General features: G+C 67.7%; 14 protein-coding genes. 4 read left to right on the forward strand and 10 right to left on the reverse strand.

Features of this window, described 5'->3' with window-relative positions:
- Positions 1–13: 13 nt before the first annotated feature.
- From QSJ19_RS08160 to QSJ19_RS08190, 7 genes are all read right to left on the reverse strand, one after another.
- Positions 14–865 (reverse strand): glycosyltransferase family 2 protein, encoded by an 852-nt coding sequence (locus tag QSJ19_RS08160; RefSeq protein ID WP_502876120.1) that lies wholly within the window; start codon positions 863–865, stop codon positions 14–16.
- Between the two features lie 230 nt (positions 866–1,095).
- A complete protein-coding gene (locus QSJ19_RS08165; RefSeq protein ID WP_286319564.1) occupies positions 1,096–3,246 on the reverse strand; it encodes a hypothetical protein in 2,151 nt (716 codons plus the stop codon).
- Positions 3,243–4,550, reverse strand: a complete 1,308-nt coding sequence (locus tag QSJ19_RS08170; protein ID WP_286319676.1) for a glycosyltransferase family 2 protein — start codon at positions 4,548–4,550, stop codon at positions 3,243–3,245. The genes QSJ19_RS08165 and QSJ19_RS08170 overlap by 4 nt, the downstream gene beginning before the upstream one ends.
- A gap of 23 nt (positions 4,551–4,573) precedes the next feature.
- Positions 4,574–5,392, reverse strand: coding sequence for a glycoside hydrolase family 16 protein (locus tag QSJ19_RS08175; RefSeq protein WP_286319566.1), 819 nt, complete (start codon positions 5,390–5,392; stop codon positions 4,574–4,576).
- Positions 5,389–6,099 (reverse strand): DUF998 domain-containing protein, encoded by a 711-nt coding sequence (locus tag QSJ19_RS08180; protein ID WP_286319567.1) that lies wholly within the window; start codon positions 6,097–6,099, stop codon positions 5,389–5,391. Before QSJ19_RS08180 ends, QSJ19_RS08175 begins: the two co-directional genes overlap by 4 nt.
- A complete protein-coding gene (locus QSJ19_RS08185) occupies positions 6,096–7,073 on the reverse strand; it encodes a glycosyltransferase family 2 protein (protein WP_286319568.1) in 978 nt (325 codons plus the stop codon). The genes QSJ19_RS08180 and QSJ19_RS08185 overlap by 4 nt, the downstream gene beginning before the upstream one ends.
- 111 nt (positions 7,074–7,184) lie before the next feature.
- On the reverse strand, positions 7,185–8,465 hold the full coding sequence (locus tag QSJ19_RS08190; RefSeq protein ID WP_286319569.1) for a hypothetical protein: 1,281 nt from the start codon (positions 8,463–8,465) through the stop codon (positions 7,185–7,187).
- A gap of 163 nt (positions 8,466–8,628) precedes the next feature.
- Here QSJ19_RS08190 and pstS point away from each other — a divergent pair, with 163 nt between their 5' ends.
- The 4 genes from pstS (at position 8,629) to pstB (ending at position 12,593) form a co-directional block, all read left to right on the forward strand.
- Complete coding sequence (gene pstS, locus QSJ19_RS08195) at positions 8,629–9,714, forward strand: phosphate ABC transporter substrate-binding protein PstS (protein WP_286319570.1); 1,086 nt, start codon at positions 8,629–8,631, stop codon at positions 9,712–9,714.
- Between the two features lie 119 nt (positions 9,715–9,833).
- A complete protein-coding gene (gene pstC / locus QSJ19_RS08200; protein ID WP_286319571.1) occupies positions 9,834–10,862 on the forward strand; it encodes a phosphate ABC transporter permease subunit PstC in 1,029 nt (342 codons plus the stop codon).
- A gap of 1 nt (position 10,863) precedes the next feature.
- Positions 10,864–11,763 carry a phosphate ABC transporter permease PstA gene (gene pstA / locus QSJ19_RS08205; protein WP_286319572.1) on the forward strand — a complete coding sequence of 300 codons (900 nt, stop codon included), beginning with the start codon at positions 10,864–10,866 and terminating at the stop codon, positions 11,761–11,763.
- Positions 11,764–11,816: 53 nt separating this feature from the next.
- The gene (gene pstB, locus QSJ19_RS08210; RefSeq protein WP_286319573.1) at positions 11,817–12,593 is read left to right on the forward strand and encodes a phosphate ABC transporter ATP-binding protein PstB; all 777 of its coding nucleotides are present in this window, start codon (positions 11,817–11,819) and stop codon (positions 12,591–12,593) included.
- Positions 12,594–12,681: 88 nt separating this feature from the next.
- On the opposite strand, the gene QSJ19_RS08215 is transcribed toward pstB, so the two are convergent.
- The 3 genes from QSJ19_RS08215 to QSJ19_RS08225 all read right to left on the reverse strand — a co-directional run bounded on the left by QSJ19_RS08215 (position 12,682) and on the right by QSJ19_RS08225 (position 15,849).
- A complete protein-coding gene (locus QSJ19_RS08215) occupies positions 12,682–12,831 on the reverse strand; it encodes a hypothetical protein (protein WP_187590010.1) in 150 nt (49 codons plus the stop codon).
- 165 nt (positions 12,832–12,996) lie between these two features.
- Positions 12,997–13,659 (reverse strand): phosphate signaling complex protein PhoU, encoded by a 663-nt coding sequence (gene phoU, locus QSJ19_RS08220; protein ID WP_187590009.1) that lies wholly within the window; start codon positions 13,657–13,659, stop codon positions 12,997–12,999.
- 114 nt (positions 13,660–13,773) lie between these two features.
- Complete coding sequence (locus tag QSJ19_RS08225; RefSeq protein ID WP_286319574.1) at positions 13,774–15,849, reverse strand: LCP family protein; 2,076 nt, start codon at positions 15,847–15,849, stop codon at positions 13,774–13,776.
- Positions 15,850–15,981: the final 132 nt, after the last annotated feature.

Raw genomic sequence — 15,981 nt, forward strand, 5'->3', positions numbered from 1 at the left:
AGTGTCAGGCGACTCAGTCCGCGACGCGGGCGGGAGCCGAGTTCATGCTCCGCTGTCCGGCTCGCCGCGACCGCCGTTCGCGATCGATGGTGCGCAGGACGCGCAGTCCGTCACTGAACGCATTGAGGTTGCTGCGGCCGTGGATGCGCCGACTCTCGTGACTGCCGACCTCGTGGATGATCATGTCCGCGCGGGCCATCCGCACGTTGATGATCGTCTCGACCTCGAATCCGTCGCCCCACTGCGACTCGGTCGCGTCGACGTCGGGCAGATCGATGACCGCCAGATGCCGACGCCAGAAGGCGTTGTAGCCGTAGCAGAGATCGGCAAACTGGGTCGCGAAGATGCGGTTCACCAGCCAGTTGAGCCCCTTGTTGCCGAACCGGCGCAGGGTGGTGATGTCGTCGCTGCCGCCGCCGAGCGAGAATCGGCTGCCCTTGGCGAGGTCCGCCCCCTCGACGAGGGTGGCCACGAAGGCGGGGATCTCGGCAGGATCGGTCGATCCGTCGGCGTCGATCATGACGATGATGTCACCGGTCGCGGCGGCGAACCCGCAGGCGAGAGCGTTGCCCTTGCCGTTACGGGTCTGGTGGACGATGACGGCCTGCGGCCAGAGTCGTTGCGCCACTTCGACTGTGTTGTCGACTGATGCGCCGTCGACGACGACGATCTCGTCGACCTCGGGCATCCGTTCGGCGACGTAGGGGAGGTTGAGTGCCTCGTTGCGCGTCGGGATCACCACGGTCACCCGTACCGGGACGCCGGCGAGAGCCGGGTCGTCCTCTGACGGTGCGGAGTTCGTCGGACCGTCGTCGGCCGGCGCCGCGGTGCCCGAGAAGTCGAAGTCCTGCTCGAACTCGCTCATGTCGCCGACCGGTGGGGTGGCGACGGCCGGTGCCGCGCCGAGGTCATCAGAAGCGTTGGTCAAGGGAAACCCTCCAAATTAGAGACCGTGCATCTGAGCGGATGTGTTCCGAACCCCCGGCCGGACGATGCAGATGATCGGCTGGTCACAATACTATTCTCTTAGGTAATGCTAGCCTAATGCTCAGGCTATTGTGTGTCTCATTTCACGACAGTGATGCCCCCGGGTGTTCAGCGCGGTCGGGTGCCCGCGTCGTGACGGAAGATCGCATTGTCGCCGTTCTGGTACAGCAACGTCCATTCCGGTGACTCGGACAGCGCCTGTTTGAACAGATCGACCGAGCCCGGCGCGTATTCACCGTAGTACTCGATGGAGCGTTCGGACTGCGTGCTGAACGCCACGATCGTCGGGTGGTCCTGCTGATCGGCACGCCAGTCCAGGAAACCGAGCTGTTCGGCTGTGGGGAAGGAGAATCGGCGTTCGGCGAGGTCGTAACTCAACGGATAGTCGAAGTAGGGATTGGCGAGCGTGAACGCCGCGTAGTCGGCCGTGGTCCGGCTCGGCATGCCGCCCGGCGTCATCATCATGATCCGGGTACCCGGCTCGCTCGACGCCACGAGCGAGTTCATCACGTCGATCTGCGTGCGTGTCTCCGAGACCAGAGGCCACAGTGCGACAAAGGAATACAGGCCGGCGAGGGACGCCATGCACATGCCGGCGGTCGCGACCGCGGCGCCGAGCGAACGCAGCACTCCGCGACGCCACCCGTCGAGCAACGCGACGACGGCGGGGGCGATCAGCAGCGAGCAGCCGAGCAGGCTGTACAGGTAGACGCGGAAGATCGCCTCCCCGCCATAACTCTGGCCGAGCAACAGGCACAGGGCCGAGAACGCGAGGATCACTCGGGTCAGCACGTGCCGTCGGCCGGTGCGCCACGCCCAGATCGCCGCGAGTGCCGCCGTCGCGAACACCCCCGCCGACAACCCGCGGCAGATGAGCGACGTGAACTCCTTGGCGGGCACACCGGCGGCGGTGATGTTGCTCGTCGCGTTCTCCACGGGGTTGCCGCCCGACAGGATTCCGTACGGCGCGACGGCGTCGAAGTTCAACACGAGATAGACGCCCGCGATCGCGATCATCGCGGCGACGGCCCACCACGGCCGGATACGGCGGAAGAACACCAGCAGGGTGGCCGCCCCCAGCAACCAGAACGGGGTGAGCTGGTGCGTGGGGACGGTTGCGGCGAACGGGATGATCGCCAGGACCGCCGTCTGCGGTGCGCCGCGCGACGCGAGGAGCAGGGTGAGCAATCCGAAGGCCAGCAGCAGGGTCCAGGCCTGCGGCGAGAAGTAGTCCTGCCCGACCCAGTTGGTCACCTCGGCGAAGAACACGGCGACGAGGGCCACGCGGCGCCCCTGCCCGAGAACCCGTGCGGCGGAGTACACGATCACGGCCAGCACGAGGTGTACGAACGGGGCGAACACGTGGGCCATGGTCATCGGGTCGAGACCCGTCACCTCGGAGAACCACGCCGACGTCACGAAGAAGGCCGGCCACTGGGCGTAGATGTCGGTGCCGTTGGGCTGGATCAGATCGTACGTGACGATGTAGCGCACGACGCCGATGTGCTTGTAGGTCCAGTCGTAGAGCGGGACCTCGGTGCCGAGCCAGGTCGTGACCCGTGCGACGACGATCGCGGCGCCGATCGCGAGGACCGCCGCAGCGAGCCGTCGGGTGGCGATCGCCCAGACGAATGCGATGGCGGACAACAGGATCGCCGGGATCAGCAGACGTCCGCTGCCCGAGGCGAGCAGGCTGTAGAAGCTCGCGTCGGTGCCGGGGAGCGTCGGCAGGGCGACGGCCCAGACGATCAGCGCGATCGCGACGATGACAGTGGGGGGATTGAGTCCGGGAGCGGTGATGACCGCACGGCCGGTGTGTGCGGCAGCGGTCGGCCAGTGACGGACGTCGGGCCATGCGCCGGTACGTACGTACCAGACTGCGCTGCTACCGGCGGAAGCAAGACAGAGCAGCACGAGGATCGCAGTGGTGTCCCACCGGTAGGACCACATCGCGGTGATCGAGGAGATGGTGGCGGTCGCCATGCCGAGTGTGGGGATCGCAGCGGCGCGGGCGGGCCGCGGGATGCGCACCCAGGTCGCCAGTGCCGCGCCCGGACCGAGCAGCACGAAGGTGATCACCAGGAGGGCCTTGAGCGGAGCGCCGAGGGGCAGCAGTCCGGCGAGACCGACGGTGGCGGCGACGATCGCGAGGTCGGCGGGACGGAAGCGCCTGCGCGGGCGCATCATCCGGTCCGCGGAGACCGGGCCTTGCGGGTCGTCGATGGGTTGTGTGCCGGGTGCAACGATGGTGGCGGTCATGAATGCTGTCCTGCCCGGTGGGTGCTCGCTGGTACCCGACGTGCGCGGGCGCGTCGTCGGCGGCCTTCCCGCCACAGCGCGCTCGGTCCCGCCAGCACCGAGAAGACCTCGACCCGACCCACCGACGGCGGCACACTGCTGAGGAACTCGGGTGGTGGGGCGGCGATCGCGCCGTAGGCGGCACCCGCCCGTGCCACGGCGCGACGACGCCTGCGCAGCACCGAGAACGCGAGTCGGCGGTGTTCGCGGGTCACGGCCACCTTGGTCAACCAGGCGCCCAGCCCGACCCCGTAACCGCGGGCCTGCGACAGGAGTGCGTCGTTGTCGCTGCGGTGCCGATGCCAGATGATCGACGACGGTTCGGTGGCCAGCGAGTGTCCGCCGACCAGCACCCGGAAGAACATGTCGAGATCCTCGCCGCCGCGGGTGCGGGTGCCGGCGCCGAGTCGTTCGTCGAAGGCGCCCAACGCGATCGCGGCATCGCGCCGGATCGCGAAGTTGGCGCCGGTGCCGTAGACGCCGACCTGGAACGGGAAGAGCGGGACGTCCTCGGGGGGAGTGGCCATCGAGTACACGCGCGGTTCGAGGTTGTCGGCCCAGGACACCCGCCAGTCGAAGTAGGCCTGCGGCAGGGTCCGGAGCTCACCGCTGGGTACTGTGCCGCACACGCAGACGACATCGTCGGAACGCGAGAAGCCCAGTGCCAGACCGCGGAGCCATCCGGGATCGGCGACCACGTCGTCGTCGGTGTAGGCGACGAACTCGTGTCGCGCGGCGCGCAGTCCGGCGTTGCGTGCGCTCGACAGCCCGGCCACCGGTTCGACGATCCGGCGCACCCGGTCGTCGGACACCTCGGCGACGACGAGTTCGGTCGCGTCGGTCGTCGGCGCGTTGTCGACGACGATGATCTCGAAGTCGGGGTGGTCGACCAGCAGCAGCGATGCGAGGGCGCCGCGCAGGTGATCCGGGCGCTCCCGGGTGCACAGCACCACCGACATCGGTGGGAGCGGGATGTCGGCGGGAGCGTCGGGGCCGGGAGCGGATCGCGACGGCAGGGGCAGCCGCACGCGTCCGTCGTCGAGCGGTGCCTCGACGAAGTGCACGGGGGCGAGTCCGTCGCGGATGAGGATGCGGGCCCGTCCGAAGCCGTCGGATGCCGGTGCGACGCAGACGGCCTCGGTCATCGTCGGATCGTCACCGGATGAATCGCCGGAACCCGGTTCGGGGTCGGCCGCGAGCTCAGCGATGTCGAGGATGCCGATCCAGGTCGCGCCCGGCCATTCGGGTGCTCCCTCGACGGACATCGCGGGACGGAGGATGTGGTCGGTCACAGCGCGCTCACCCGTACCCAGTCGACGAGCATGGTGGACGGATCGGGTGTCGACTCGTCAGGGGGGCCGGGCCAGTTGCCGCCGACGGCGAGCGTCAGGAGCAGATGGAACGGGGCGTCGAACACCCACTGGGAGTCGGCAGCGAGGTCGGCGGGGGTGACGACGAACAGGGAACTGTCGTCGATGCCGGTCTCGATCCGGCCGGGGGACTTGATCATCCAGTACCGGTGGAACGTGCCCGCGATCGGAGTCGGTGGCGTCCCGGAGGCCGAGACGGTCTGCCCGCGCACCGACGACTCCTGCGGTGCATGGATGCTGCTGTGGAACTCGCCGGCGTCGTTGACGGTCTCGATCACGTCGATCTCTCCGGCCCGCGGCCAGCCGACCTGATCGAGATCGTCGCCGAGGAGCCAGAACGCGGGATGCAGTCCCCGCCCGGCGGGCAGCGAGATGCGCGCCTCGACGCGACCGTAGGTGACCGACTGCTTGCCCGCGGTGCTCAGTCGGGCGCTGGTGATCGTCGTGCCGTCGTAGCGGGCGGTGATGGCGAGGTGCCCGTTGCCGTCGACGCGGACGTTGGCCAGATCGCCGGTGTAGAACTGCATCTCGTCGTTGCCCCAGCCACCACCACCGGTCTGCGCCAGCCATGGTGCCCCGACCGGTCCTGCGGGACCGTCGAATTCGTCGGCGAACAGTGTGCGGCCGACGGACGGATCAGAGCTGGCGTTGCCGAACGGCAGTGCGCACGCGGACAGACACGCGGTCATCGTGAGCGCACCGGCGACGACGCCCCAGGCGGGGCGCGGCGGTCTCATGCGGGACCCGAGGTCGTGGCGAGTTCGGTCGTCTCGGTGTCGTCGCGATCCTCGGCGCGGTGAGTGCCGGTAGGGCGTCGGGTCGGGGCGGACGAGCTCCCGGCGACACCGGCGACCAGTAGCCCGATGAGAATGCCGTAGATGATCGCCCGCTCGGTGCCGCCGCTGCCGAGCCACCCGGTGAGGCCGCCGGCGAAGCAGAAGTAGGCGAGGGTCGCGACGGCGCCGCCGACGGTGAGTGCGCAGCGTGGGGCCGTCGGCAGTCGCGTCGATCCGGACAGACCGATCAGCAGACAGCCCAGTGCGCCGAGGACGTAGAAGACGGTCATCGCGGTGACATGCACCGGGTAGTCGGTCTTCTCGGTGATGCCCCCGGCGACGACGAGTGCGCCGCCGGCGATGACCAGTGCACCACCCGCCGGCTGTGCGACGGAACGCCGGATGAGCCAGGATCCACCGATGACCGCGACGGCCAGGCCGGTGATCACGAACGAGACGTTCATGGCCGGATACAGCGCGCTGCACGGCCAGGTGCCCTGCGGACCGCAGAACGGGATGCCGAGCGGACCGACGGTGTTGGTCCGATAGCCGTATTCACCGCGCCACGTCGCGGATACGACCCATTCGACGGCGAAGTACTGCAGCAGCACGATCGCGCTGATGCGGGCGAGAAGGGGATCTCGCAGGAAGGTGGCGGCTCGGTTCATCGTCGGGAGTCCTCTCGGGGCAGGTCACGCAGGCGGGTGGCGACGGTGCCGACCACGAAACCCGCGGTGGTGGAGGCGAATCCGACGAGGAGCGCCAGCAGCCGCAGTGGTGAGCGCCGGTGGAGCCACAGTCCCGACGTCAACGTCCGGGCGGCATAGGAACGTTCGCTCGACAGTGCCGTCGAGGTGGCGGCGAGGGTGGCGAGCACGGCCTTGGACCGGCCCTCCTGGAAACAGCGGTGCACGAAGTAGCGGACGGTCGCGCGGTCGGCGGTGACCCGATGGCGGACACGGAACGCGGTGTCGCGGACGATCTCGGTGGACGGGAAGTGTTCTCGCAGAGCAATTCCCATCAATGTCTCCTCGCATCCGGCGGGGAAGGCGCCCCGCCGTCCGAGGCGGTGGGAGAAGCCGCCGATAGCGGTGAGCTCGTCGCGTCGTACGGCCATTGCTGCGCCGATCGGGTTGCGGATGGTCGCGCCGTCGGCGGGGAGACCCCGGTAATCGCAGCCGACGACCCACCCGAACTCCGGCGGGAACCACGACGGCACACGATCGTCGTCCCACTGCGCATCGACCGCGCCGCCGACCGCGACGATCTCGGGTCCCGCGAGCCGGGTGCGGATGCCCGAGAGTGCCTGCGGTTCGAGCGCGGCGTCGTCGTCGAGGAACACGACGACGTCACCCCGTGCGGCGGCCAGTCCGGTGTTGCGGGCGCCCGAGAGTCCCCGGGTCTCGTCGTTGGGCACGACGCGGACACCACGGCCGGTGGTGTCGTCGGCGCGCAGTCGCCCGAGGAGTCCGGGGTTGTGGTCGACGACGACGATCGCCTCGTCGGCCGTGCCGATCTGTGCGGTGACACTGTCGATCGCGGCACGCAGCGCATCGATGCGGTCTGTCGTGTAGCAGCAGATGATCACCGACAGGGTGGGTGAGGGAGGCGACGGCGGCACCGTCGGAGCGGGGACAGACACGAGACCACGGAACTTTCGAGCGCAGGAAGTACAACAGATGTGGTTTACAGTAGCGCATCTCTAAGGGGAGGCTTACCTTGCTGAGGGTTGCCTATCAGAATGTGCTCGACGTCACGCCCTGATGACCTGCCTCGCGTGGTCGGTGAGACCGGAGAGGGCCGAGTCGATCCGGTCTCCGTCGAACACCGACGCGTGGAACGCGGCCGTCACGCAGAGTGCATTGTCGCCGGACGTCGCAGACGTCACGGTGATGCCCGCCGGTGAGACCGGATCGCTGACGATGAGCGTCCTGGCCCGGCCGGGGTCGGTGAACGGCGAGTACGTCGTCTGCGGGATGCGACCCACGAACGAGTGCAGCAGATCGGCGCGCGGTGACGTGGCGGTGACGGTCCACGGGCCGTCGGCGTGCAGGTGCGATCGACGGGCCAGGCGCACCTTGGCCGTGCTGACCGCCAGGTTCGCGACCGGTCGTCCCATCCGGGCCGCGGCGGTCATCATCGCCTGCAACTCGCCTGCCCGCGTCGCGGCGTCGACGGGGAACGCCAGCCCGGCCGAGAAGGAGGCGAGCGTCCCCATCGACGCGGGGAGGTAGGGTCGCGCGTCGAACGGGATCGTGACGTCGCGGTTGACCGCGATACCCGCGTGGTCGAGGGCGGCGAGCAGCGCGCATGTGTGGATGACGAACATGCTCACCCCGGGCAGGTGGCGGTCCCGCAGTGAACGCAGTGTGGCGACGTCGTCGTCGGACAGTCGGACCACGCGGGCGTCGGGCGCCGAGCGCTCGATCGTTCGGACGGCGCGGGTGTCCGCCGGCACCGTGGGTAGTCGGCGGCGGTGGAAGCGCAGGAGGTCGACCAGACGTCGAGGGTCGCTGCCGAAGGTCCGGGCCGATGCCGCCAGCAGGCGTGACCCGCGCCGTCGATACGGATCCCAGTGGGCGTCGGTCAGCGGAACCCCGCCCAGCATCACGTCGGCGACGGCCTGGGCGAACGCGACATCGCCCAGGCCGTGGCTGAAATCGATGGCGGTGGTGTCACCGGCGAGGACGACCCGCACCCCGGCGTCGGGCAGTGACCGGACGGTGTCCAGCAGGGTCAGCGGATCCGTGCCCGGGGACAGGCGGGTCACCTGCACGACGGAGTCGCCGATGTCAGATTCTGTTGTCCGCCAACGGCTTTCCGATGCCGACGGAACCAATCCGATGCGGAACTCGGGCCCGGCGGCGGACATCGCCCGCAGTCGTTCGACGGCGACGTCCCGCGATGGGACGGTCATCGGGCCGAACACCGCCGACGAGCGACGGCGACTGTGCTGGAGATCGACTGCGGCGACCCGGACGGACGAGCGGGATGTGCCCGCCGCGGCGTGCGCGGCCGCAGAGAGGATGCTCATGATGATCGCTGACCAGCGTAGCAAAGGGAGACCTTACTACAGTGCGCGCCCAATTCACCCTCCGTTCACCTGGTGTCGGCAGACCGTCCACCAGCCCGGCCTAGCGTCTCAATTCGGACACCCCGGAGTGCCGGGGTCATCGATCGAAAGGCAACGTGACGCGGTGAAAATCTATCGGAATGGCGCGATGGCAGCAGTGTCGACCATCGCAGCGGTGGCCCTGCTCAGTGCGTGCGGTGGCGGTGGGGAGAGCCAGACCGTGAGCGGCGAGGGGTCGACCGCACAGCAGAAGGCGATGGAGCACTTCAGCCAGGTGCTGACCGACAACTCCGACATCGTTCTCGACTACACCGGCAGTGGCTCCGGCGACGGCATCAAGAAGTTCATCGCGGGCGACGTCGACTTCGCCGGATCGGATTCTGCCCTCAAGGGAGACGAGATCACCCAGGCCAAGGAGCGCTGCAACGGCAACGACGCATGGCATCTGCCGCTCGTCGCGGGCCCGGTCGCGATCGCCTACAACGTCGAGGGCGTCGACAAGCTCAACCTCAACCCGACCGTTCTCGCGGGCATCTTCGACTCGAAGATCACCACGTGGAACGACCCGGCGATCGCCGCACTGAACCCGGGCGTGACCCTTCCGGCCGAGAACATCGTCCCGGTCCACCGCAGCGACAGCTCGGGCACCACCGACAACTTCCAGCGCTTCCTGCAGGCCTCGGCTCCCCAGGCGTGGCCGTATGAGCACAGCAAGGAGTTCCAGGGCAAGGGTGGCTCGGGTGCCGCCAAGTCCACCGGCGTCGGTGACACGGTGAAGAAGACCCCGGGCTCGATCACCTATGTCGAGTGGGGCTTCGCGACCGAGAACGACCTCGGCGTCGCCGCCGTCGACTTCGGTGCCGGACCGGTCCAGCTGACCAACGAGACCGCGGGCAAGGCGCTCGACACCGTCACGTTCAAGACCCCGGGCAGCAAGGATCTCGTCGTCGACACCGACTCGCTGTACGCGTCGAAGGAAGCGGGCTCCTACCCGCTGCTGCTGACCCCCTACTCGATCGTCTGCTCGGCCGGCTACGCCGACGAGGCGACCTCGAACACGCTGAAGTCGGCGTTCACCGAGATCCTCAATCAGGGCCAGGACGGCCTCGCCGAGATCGGCTACGTCGCACTTCCGCAGGGCTTCAAGACCACCCTGCAGGGCAGTGTCGACGCACTCGGCCAGGGCTCGGGCGGCTCGAACTCCCAGTGACCACCTGATCGATGTCGCGGGGCCGCCATCTTTTGCGGCCCCGCGACATCGGTTGACAGACTGATACCTGACGATCACGGGAAGTGACCGGCATGACCAGAGCCGAACCAGAAGGACGCATGACCTCTCTCAGCGAGCAGCAGGGTGAACACCCCGGTGACCCGACGCTGCCCGGGGGCCCCACCGAACCCGGAGGCGACACCGAGGGTCTGCGGTCGGGCAAGAGCAGTCGACTCGGCGACCAGATCTTCCGGACCCTCTCGGTGGGTTCGGGCATCCTCGTCTCCGTCATCATCGCGCTGATCGCACTGTTCCTGCTGGCGCAGGCGATCCCCTCACTCGCGAAGAACACCGCGAACTTCTTCACCTATCAGGGCGAGTGGATCACCACCGGGACCGAGCTGAAGTTCGGTATCCCGCAGCTGTTCTACGCAACCGTGGTGGTCTCGGTGATCGCGCTGATCCTTGCCATGCCGATCGCGCTCGGCATCTCGATCTTCCTCACCGAGTACGCGCCGAAGCGGCTCGTCGGACCGATCACCTACACCGTCGACCTGCTGGCCGCGGTGCCCTCGATCGTCTACGGACTGTGGGGCATCCTCGTGCTCGGACCGGCGCTGGTCCCCGTCAACGAATGGCTCGTCGGCAACCTCGGCTTCCTGCCGTTCTTCTCCGAGCCCACCCAGGTCGCCAACATGTCCACCGGCGGCACGCTCCTGACCGCCGGCATCGTGCTGGCGGTGATGATCCTGCCGATCATCACCGCGGTCACCCGCGAGGTCTTCATCCAGACGCCGAAGGGGCAGCGTGAGGCCGCCCTCGCGCTCGGGGCGACGAAGTGGGAGGTCGTCCGCGTCGCCGTGCTGCCGTTCGGTTTCTCCGGTTACATCAGCGGTTCGATGCTCGGCCTCGGTCGCGCGCTCGGTGAGACGATGGCGCTGCTGCTGATCATCTCGACCGCCGGGCCGATGAACTTCAACCTGATGGAGAGCGGCGAGACGTTCGCGACGAAGATCGCCAACAACGCGGCCGAGTTCGACTCGCCCGCCAAGACCGGTGCGTACATCTCGGCCGGCCTCACCCTCTTCGTGCTGACCTTCCTCGTCAACGCCGCCGCCCGCGCGGTGGTCACCGGAAAGAAGAAGTGACATGTCCGTGACCACAGAGAATCCGGGCGCCGACCCGGTCAAGACCCGCCCGGCCGGATTCATCCCGCTCTCCCCCCGACGCAAGATCGGCAACAGCGCGGCCGGTGTGCTGGTCACCCTCGCCCTGCTGATCGCCTTGGTGCCGCTCTTCTGGCTGGTCATCACGCTCGTTGTGCGGGGTATCGAACCGATCCTCGATCCGGACTGGTGGTTCCGCGCCGAACGGTACGGCGGCGCTGCCAACGCCATCGTCGGCACGCTGATCCAGACCGCCCTGGCCGCGGTCATCTCGGTGCCGCTGGGCATCTTCGTCGCGATCTACCTGGTGGAGTACAGCAACCGGAAGTCGCTACTGGCCCGGACCACCACCTTCATGGTCGACATCCTCTCCGGTGTGCCGTCGATCGTCGCCGCGCTGTTCGTCTACGCGGTGTGGCGCACCACGCTGGGGCTGCCCCGATCCGGATTCGTCGTCGCGATCGCGCTCGTGCTGCTCATGGTGCCGCTCGTGGTCCGTGCGACCGAGGAGATGCTGAAGATCGTCCCGCAGGATCTGCGCGAGGCGTCCTACGCCCTGGGTATCCCGAAGTGGAAGACGATCGCGCGGATCGTGTTGCCGACGGCCATGTCCGGCATCATCACCGGCGTCATGCTCGCGATCGCCCGCGTGATGGGCGAATCAGCGCCGGTGCTGATCCTGGTCGGCGCGACCCGGGCGATGAACTGGAATCCCTTCGATGGGAACCAGGAGTCGTTGCCGCTCATGATGGTTCAGCAGTACAACAACGGGCCCAGTGCCTTCGACACGGTGTGGGGTGCGGCGCTCACCCTCGTCATCCTCGTCGCGATCATCTACTTCGGCGCCAAGGTCGTATCCAAGGTATTCGCCCCCAAGGGCTGAACCACGCGACCTCGACGACCCCGACCACTTCTCGAAACACGAACGGACAGATCATGGCCAAGCGCCTCGACATCAAAGACCTGAACATCTATTACGGCGACTTCCATGCGGTGAAGGACGTGAGCCTCGAGGTTCCGCCGCGCTGCATCACCGCCTTCATCGGTCCATCCGGCTGCGGCAAGTCGACGGTGCTGCGGACCCTCAACCGCATGCACGAGGTCACCCCTGGCGCCTACGCGCAGGGCAAGGTGCTTCTCGACGGTGAGGACATCTACGCCAAGGGCATCGACCCGGTGAGCGTGCGGTCGACCATCGGCATGGTCTTCCAGCGCCCCAATCCGTTCCCGACGATGTCGATCCGCGACAACGTCGTCGCCGGCCTGAAACTGCAGGGCGTCCGCAGCAAGTCGCAGCTCGACGATGTCGCGGAGCGCAGCCTCAAGGGTGCGAACCTGTGGGAAGAGGTCAAGGACCGTCTCGACAAGCCTGGTGGCGGTCTCTCCGGCGGTCAGCAGCAGCGTCTGTGCATCGCCCGCGCCATCGCGGTGTCGCCGGACGTGCTGCTGATGGACGAGCCGTGCTCCGCGCTCGACCCGATCTCGACGCTGGCGATCGAGGACCTGATGGGTGAGCTCAAGAAGGAGTACACCATCGTGATCGTCACCCACAACATGCAGCAGGCAGCCCGCGTCAGCGATCAGACCGCGTTCTTCAACCTCGAGGGCGTCGGCCAGCCGGGTCAGCTCGTCGAGATCAACGACACGGAGACGATGTTCTCCAACCCCGTCAAGAAGGAGACCGAGGACTACATCTCGGGACGCTTCGGCTGATCAGGCGGCAGCTCGTCTGAGCCACGTCACGGCATTCGCGCCGGGAGTCGAGTCATCGGCTCCCGGCGTTGTTGCTGTCGCCGGCAGCTCACATGTTGATCAGCAGGATCACCAGCAACGCGATCAGCGACAGGGTGACCCCGCCGTAGACGATGATCTGCCGACGGTGCGCCGCGGCGGCGTGCTCCTCGTCGGTGACGGCGTTGAAATCTGGTTCCGCAGAATAGTGCTGACCCATGTCGCCACCCTAACGCGCTGTCGGGCGCACGGAGAAATCCGTCACACTTTCCGGTGAGCACCATCTCACCGTCGTCGTGGGTGCGGCTCGGGTCGCAGAGCCGACGAGACCCGGTGTGGCTCATGGCCTCACCGGGTCTCGCAGGATGCTCGACAGCGCGGTCGGTCAGGAGACCTCCGAATACTGTTCGGGCGTCTGACCGGTGGCCTGGAAGACGACACGGCGGCCGATCAGCACCGCGTGATCGGCGAAGCGCTCGTAATAGCGGCCGAGAAGCGTGACGTCGACGGCGGCGGCCACCCCGTGGCTCCACTCGCGGTCCATCAGCACCGTGAACAGGTGCCGATGCAGATCGTCCATCGCGTCGTCGTCCTCTTGCAGGCGGAGCGCATCCTCGGGATTCTGCGTGGTGAGGACCTCGCGGGCGGTACCGGCGAGCGCGACCGCCAAACGACCCATCTCGGCAAAGTAGCCGTTGACCTCTTCCGGGAGTGCCTTGGCCGGGTGGCGACGCCGGGCGACCTTGGCCACGTGCAGGGCGAGTGCGCCCATACGGTCGACGTCGGCGACGATCTGAAAGCCGCTGACGATCCCGCGCAGGTCGCCGGCGACAGGTGCCTGCCGCGCGAGCAGTGCGAAGGCGCGTTCTTCGGCACGCGCGGAGAGTTCGTTCATCCGGTCGTTGTCGGTGATGACCTCTTCGGCGACGGCGAGGTCGGCCTGCAGCAGGGCCTGGGTGGCCCGCGCCATGGCCGCGCCGGCGAGATCGCACATCTCGCCGAGGATGGTGTTGAGCGCTTCGAGCTGCTCATGGTAGGCGGTACGCATGTATCCAGGGTACTGTCACCTGCCCGGATTCCCGGCCTTGACCGGATGAACTCCCCGTGAACGGCCGGTACCCCCGGGTATCCACCGGTCGGTGCAGGTCAGAGGGTAGGCCGGTCAGGAGCAGGTCGTGTCGCCGGCATTGGTGACCGCGAGATCGTTCGGCAACGTCGACGTGCTGCTGGAGGGCGGGAGCTGTCCGACCGAGATCGTGCTACCCGAGGCCGGGGTGGCGTTCATCGACCCGTCGAAGTTCTTGCCGACGATGACCTCGACACCCGACTTCACGTTCCGGTCGAGCTGGATCGAGGCGCCGGGGAACATCGCGGCCAGGGTCGCGGCGGAGTCCTGCTCACCCGTGCCGTAGCGGATGACCGTGTCATCGCGGTTCTCCGAGGCGTCGGCGACCCCGCGGACATCGAAGCCCATCGGAACCAGCTGATCGGAGAGCTCGGAGGCGGCACCGGTCCGGCCGGAACCGTTGAGCACCCGGACGCCGACGTTGCCGGGATCCTGGGCCGTCGCCGACAGTCGGGTGGGCGTCGACGACGAGGTCGGGCTCGACGAACTGCTCGACTTCGAGGTGCTCGAGCCGGCTGCCTGCTTCTTGGCCTTCTCGCCGGGCAGCGGGTCGTCGTCGATGATCGCGTTGAAGATCGCGTTGATGTCGTCGGTGCGGGGGATCTCGTTGTTCTGCCCGTCGGTGGACGTGCCCGACGTCGGGACCGTCACGAACGTCACCCGGCCGGCCTCGATGCCCTGCATGGATTCGGCCAGATTGAGCAGCGACTGCGTGTTGACGCCGTCGACGAAGCTGTACTGGATGAATGTGTTGACGATGCTGTTGAGCTTGTTCGGGTTCGACAACACGTTCCCGGACAGCGTCGATCGCAGCAGCGACGACATGAACAGCTGCTGGCGTTTGATGCGCCCGTAGTCGCCGTTGCCCTCCGACGCGATGTTGCGTGCGCGGACGTAATTCAATGCGCGACGGCCGGTGAGCTTCTGCTCGCCCGGTTTCCGCAGGATCTGGCCGAGTTCGTAATCGTAGAGCGGGGTGGGTGAGCAGACCTGTACACCGCCGACGGCCTTGACGACCTTCTCGAAACCGAAGAAGTCCATCGCGATGAAACGGTTGATGTTGAGGCCGCTCATCTGGGTGATGACACTGACGAGGCACTTGGGCCCGCCATCGGCGTAGACACTGTTCAGCTTGACGCCGCCGGCGGCGGGCAGTGCGGCGCCGTAGCTGCCGGCATTGTTGTCCCATTGCTGGCAGTCGGGTCGGTCCACCTGCAGGTCACGCGGGAAGGAGACGGCGACGACACGACTGCGGTTGGCCGGGATGTTCACGAGGATGACCGTGTCCGAGCGCGCGCCCTCGGCGTCGGCGGTCGTGCCGGCGCCGACCTTGGAGTTCTGGCCCGTGCGGGTGTCCGTGCCGACGATGAGGTAGTTCTCGTCGCCGTACTGGGCGTCCTTCTTGCGGATGTTGGAGTCTTCGGGGTTTACCGCGTTGATCGTCTTCCAGCTACCGTTGACCGACTTCATGTAGCCCCAGACGAAACCGGTGCCGACCAGGGCCATCACGCAGGCGACGGCGACCATGATGCGTCCGCCGGTCGTGACGTTGCGGCTCAGGGCGCGACGACGGTCGGCGTCGGTGGCCGGGTGACGACGCGGGCGTGAGCGCGGCGGGATGGTGTCGGAGAGATCCGGGGTCGGTTGCAGCGGCCGGGCACGGCTGCCCTGCCCGCGCGACTCCTCGGTGACCCGCTGACGTGTCGCGTCATCGGAGAGATCGACGTCGACGTCGCCGGGACGGACCGTCGGGATCTTCTGGGTGACCTCGTTCTCGTTGGGGAAGCGGGTCAGGTCGCCGAACCGGTGGACCGTGGTCGGGTCGTCGTCGGCGGGTGGCTGCGGCGCGGCCGGACCGGCGGGGGCAACGTCGCCGCCGGCGTTCATCTGCTCCATCAGCTCACGGACGGTGAGCCGGGTGCGGCCGCGGACATAGCGGTCGGTGGCGCGCGGCTCGTGCAGTGCGCCGTGCGCGGGGCTGTCGTTGGTGGGGGCCTGTCCGTAACGCTGCGAGAAGTCGTTGGCGCCGGCGGACCGGTTGGCGCGCCGGCTGCGACGCGGCGTGCTGCCGTCGTCGGCCGGTTCGTCCGGTCCTGCATTCCTACGACTCAACGTGGTCTTCCCCTCGACCTGACCTGGCTGTGGTCGGTGATCTCGATGTGGCGGTCAGCCGTTCGTGAAGCACCAGAACGCGGGCCCCGCACGTGCGAGGCCTCGGGTCATAGTACTGATTGCACCTGAGAA

This window comes from Gordonia sp. ABSL11-1 (assembly GCF_030315685.1).
GTDB lineage: Bacteria > Actinomycetota > Actinomycetes > Mycobacteriales > Mycobacteriaceae > Gordonia.

Excerpts from the sequence above, each read along its gene's own strand:
- QSJ19_RS08160 (WP_502876120.1), bottom strand. The coding sequence starts at position 865 with ATGAGCGAGTTCGAGCAGGACTTCGACTTCTCGGGCACCGCGGCGCCG.
- QSJ19_RS08165 (WP_286319564.1), bottom strand. The coding sequence starts at position 3,246 with ATGACCGCCACCATCGTTGCACCCGGCACACAACCCATCGACGACCCG.
- QSJ19_RS08170 (WP_286319676.1), bottom strand. The coding sequence starts at position 4,550 with ATGTCCGTCGAGGGAGCACCCGAATGGCCGGGCGCGACCTGGATCGGC.
- QSJ19_RS08175 (WP_286319566.1), bottom strand. The coding sequence starts at position 5,392 with ATGAGACCGCCGCGCCCCGCCTGGGGCGTCGTCGCCGGTGCGCTCACG.
- QSJ19_RS08180 (WP_286319567.1), bottom strand. The coding sequence starts at position 6,099 with ATGAACCGAGCCGCCACCTTCCTGCGAGATCCCCTTCTCGCCCGCATC.
- QSJ19_RS08190 (WP_286319569.1), bottom strand. The coding sequence starts at position 8,465 with ATGAGCATCCTCTCTGCGGCCGCGCACGCCGCGGCGGGCACATCCCGC.
- pstC (WP_286319571.1), top strand. The coding sequence starts at position 9,834 with ATGACCTCTCTCAGCGAGCAGCAGGGTGAACACCCCGGTGACCCGACG.
- pstA (WP_286319572.1), top strand. The coding sequence starts at position 10,864 with ATGTCCGTGACCACAGAGAATCCGGGCGCCGACCCGGTCAAGACCCGC.
- pstB (WP_286319573.1), top strand. The coding sequence starts at position 11,817 with ATGGCCAAGCGCCTCGACATCAAAGACCTGAACATCTATTACGGCGAC.
- QSJ19_RS08215 (WP_187590010.1), bottom strand. The coding sequence starts at position 12,831 with ATGGGTCAGCACTATTCTGCGGAACCAGATTTCAACGCCGTCACCGAC.
- phoU (WP_187590009.1), bottom strand. The coding sequence starts at position 13,659 with ATGCGTACCGCCTACCATGAGCAGCTCGAAGCGCTCAACACCATCCTC.